The organism is Hymenobacter agri, assembly GCF_054778495.1.
Map to the genome: position 1 here is coordinate 1 of NZ_BAAGZM010000930.1, position 1,195 is coordinate 1,195.

Annotated in this window: 1 protein-coding gene; it reads left to right on the forward strand. The window is 64.7% G+C overall.

The window, feature by feature from the left end; translation table 11 throughout:
- A partial coding sequence (locus tag ACYVDE_RS23460; protein WP_460503945.1) for a family 43 glycosylhydrolase occupies positions 1-1,187 on the forward strand: 1,187 nt, incomplete at its 5' end.
- Between the last annotated feature and the right edge of the window lie 8 nt (positions 1,188-1,195).

Below are 1,195 nucleotides of genomic sequence, written 5' to 3' on the forward strand. Positions count from 1 at the left end.
GGCTCACGCCGGCCGCGGTGCTGCTGTCGGCCCGCAACCCGGCCCTGCGCGTCCAGAACACGGTGGTTGATTCGGCGGCCGGCAAAATTGCCTTCCTGACCAAGCCGGGCACGAATTTGAAGGCTTTCGACCCGCAGTTTACCACCTTCGCGGGCGTGGCCGTGCAGCCCGCCGGCCCGCAGAATTTCACCAAAGGCCCCGTGCGCTACACCGTGCGCGGCACCAACCAGGCCCGCACCTACACCGTCAGCCTCGCCGAAACCCACAACCCGGCCCTGAACGGCTACTTCGCCGACCCGGCCATCATCTACGCCGAGAAAACCGGCAAATTCTACCTCTACCCCACGAGCGACGGCTTTACGGATTGGTCAGGCACCTACTTCAAGGCGTTTTCCTCGCCCGATTTGGTGAACTGGAAGGACGAAGGCGTGATACTTGATTTGCCGAAGGACGTGCAATGGGCTAAAAAAAGCGCCTGGGCTCCCTGCATGCTGGAGCAGAAAACGGCCACCGGCTACCGCTACGCCTATTATTTCTGCGCGGGTGCCAAAATTGGCGTGGCGCTGGGCGACAGCCCTACCGGCCCCTTCACCGATACCGGCCGCCCCTTGCTCGACCAACTGCCCGAGGGCGTGAAAGGCGGCCAGCAGATTGACCCGGCCGTTTTCCACGACCCGCAGAGCGGCAAAAACTACCTCTACTGGGGCAACGGCTACCTGGCCGGCGCCGAGCTGAACGACGACCTCGTGAGCCTGAAGCCCGGCACCACCCGCGTGCTCACGCCCGATGCCACCTTCCGCGAAGGTGCGCACGTGCTGTTCCGCAACGGCACCTACTACATCATGTGGAGCGAAAACGACACCCGCGACGCCGACTACCGCGTGCGCTACGGCACGGCTACCACGCCGCTCGGCCCCATCACGGTGCCGGCCAACAATCTGGTCATCAGTAAAAACGTGGCGGCGGGCATTTTCGGCACAGGGCACAACTCCACCATCCAGGTGCCGGGCCGCGATGAGTGGTACCTCGTGTACCACCGCTTCACCTACCCCAAAGGCATCACGATGGGCAGCGCCGCCGGCTTCAACCGCGAAGTGTGCATCGACAAGCTGGAGTTCAACGCCGACGGCAGCATCCGGCCGGTGGTGCCCACGCACGCCGGCATCCAGCCGGTGCGGGTGCGCTAGGCGGCCGC